Here is a 2,037-nt window from a genome sequence, read left to right as displayed (position 1 = left end):
CCTAACAAGCGCATCCAAGTGACGCCTTCGGCGCACCTGATGCGGGCGTTAGGGCTCAATTCCAACCATCAAGCATCTCCATTTTTTTGACGACTGGTGTAGCAAAATATAGGTATTGAGAGTTTTGTTGAAAGGAATACAACATGTCAGAGAATGAAGAAGACAAAAAACTACCGGAAAGTGGAAAAGCTGCAAAGATTTCTAGAGGTGCGCTTCAAGCAGTTGGAGGAGTAGTCCCTTTTGCTGGAGGCATTTTCTCTGCGATTGCTGGTGCATGGTCTGAGGGTGAGCAAGACAAAGTAAATCGTTTCTTTGAGCATTGGGTACAAATGCTTCAGGACGAGCTCAAGGAAAAAGAACAAACGATCATAGAAATAATGGCTCGGCTAGACCTTCAAGATGACAAAATTTCTCAGCGTGTAGAAAGCCGAGAATACCAGTCATTGGTCAGAAAAACATTCCGTGAATGGTCTGGAGCAGAGAGCGAAGATAAACGAGTATATATAAGAAATATCCTGTCAAATGCTGCAGCATCACAAGTGTCTAGTGATGATGTTGTCCGTATGTATATTGATTGGATCAATGAATACTCAGAAATGCATTTTCAGGTTATGCAGCCATTTACAACAGTGATGGAATCACTCGAGGTGGAATTTGGCGCAAAATCGGAAAAGGGGCAGTCAGAGAAGATTCAGCTGATGCAGACTTATATAAACTTCTTTTTCGTGATTTAAGTACCGGCGGTATTATTCGCCAACACCGCCAAGTTGACTACTATGGGAATTTTGTTGCTAAGCAACCAGCACGTCGTCCTAAAGGTAGTGGGCCTAAACCACCTGTATCTGCGTTCGATGAAAATGAAGGTTATCAACTTACAGCGCTTGGAACTCAATTTGTTCACTATGCGATGTCAGAAATCCCAGTAAGAATTGAATTTAAAACTGAGTAATCTGCAACAAAGCCCTAACAAGAAAATCCAGGTGACGCCTACGGCGCACCTGATTTAGGCGTTAGGCGCGCAACCATCAACTGAGAAGTAATCATGGAATTTGCTGATTACAGACATTTTAAATTCTATTGTCTAAAAATAGCTAAGAACAAAAATGTAGAGGTAAGCGAAAATGAGATTAAAACAATTGATTTGTTCGAGGACTTTTACGCCGAGCTGTTAGAAATAGAAGCTCAGGGATTGATTCTGATCATTGATAACTTTCTGGATAAAATATGTACTATGTTCAAGAAGGATCAGATTGATCAATGTTTTTCTCATATGGATTACTTTATGAGAAAAATGGAAAAAGTTAAGAGAAAAGAAGTCCAATTTTATTACATATTAACATCGTTAAAAACGATGTTTGATATAGAGATATCTTTTCAACAAAAAGCTATATCAAGTAATGAAATTTACAACAATAGAGTTTCCATTATCCGGCTAATGGAAGCCGAAGAAATAATATATACAATATCCAACTTAGACTTTGATTATACAGATAAAATCGGAGTCTATTTTTTATATAATGCAAAAAATGAGCTTTCATACGTTGGGAAAAGTGCAAGCTGTCTCTTAACCAGAAGCCTCAGTTCAATAAGAGAGCGAGGGTTGCTAGATTTTGCAAAAATAGAGCTTTACGAAACCAAAACAAAATCTGATGTGGCAATATATGAGGCATATTACATATCAAAGTTTAAGCCTGAATGTAATAGAGATATTGTCTACGATGACTATCCAACAATTTCATTACCTGACCTTCAAGTAAGCAAGGTGATTTCTAGAGATCAAAATCAGGACTTCAAAAAATACAAGTACAAATTCATCGAGAAAGCCATTGTAGATTTGAATGAGTTTTCAAAATCTGAAAGAGAAAGACTGATAGTATTTGATTCCCAAAGCTTTGATGATTTTTTAAAGCAAGGTTATAAAACAAAACATGAAGCGAAGGAAGAAATATTCTCTAAAGAAATCTCTGAAATAAGAAATTCCGGAGGTATTGCAACCTCTGATGTTTTTGAGTTAATCAAATAAAATGCGCCTAACAA

The 2,037-nt window shown here is 37.2% G+C and carries 2 protein-coding genes; both read left to right on the top strand.

Annotated features, from left to right (window positions below; translation table 11 throughout):
• Window positions 1-143: 143 nt before the first annotated feature.
• Complete coding sequence (locus tag ACY2RQ_RS19215; protein ID WP_490114627.1) at window positions 144-734, top strand: hypothetical protein; 591 nt, start codon at window positions 144-146, stop codon at window positions 732-734.
• A gap of 308 nt (window positions 735-1,042) precedes the next feature.
• Window positions 1,043-2,023 carry a GIY-YIG nuclease family protein gene (locus ACY2RQ_RS19210; RefSeq protein ID WP_490114626.1) on the top strand — a complete coding sequence of 327 codons (981 nt, stop codon included), beginning with the start codon at window positions 1,043-1,045 and terminating at the stop codon, window positions 2,021-2,023.
• Window positions 2,024-2,037 lie beyond the last annotated feature (14 nt).

Source organism: Parendozoicomonas sp. 209JJ7-1 (genome assembly GCF_058147085.1).
The sequence above is the reverse complement of the archived record's forward strand: the minus strand, read 5'-3'. Positions and strand labels throughout refer to the sequence as shown.

Bases quoted from the DNA above. Each gene is read 5' to 3' on its own strand.
- ACY2RQ_RS19215 (WP_490114627.1), top strand. From the start codon at position 144: ATGTCAGAGAATGAAGAAGACAAAAAACTACCGGAAAGTGGAAAAGCT.
- ACY2RQ_RS19210 (WP_490114626.1), top strand. From the start codon at position 1,043: ATGGAATTTGCTGATTACAGACATTTTAAATTCTATTGTCTAAAAATA.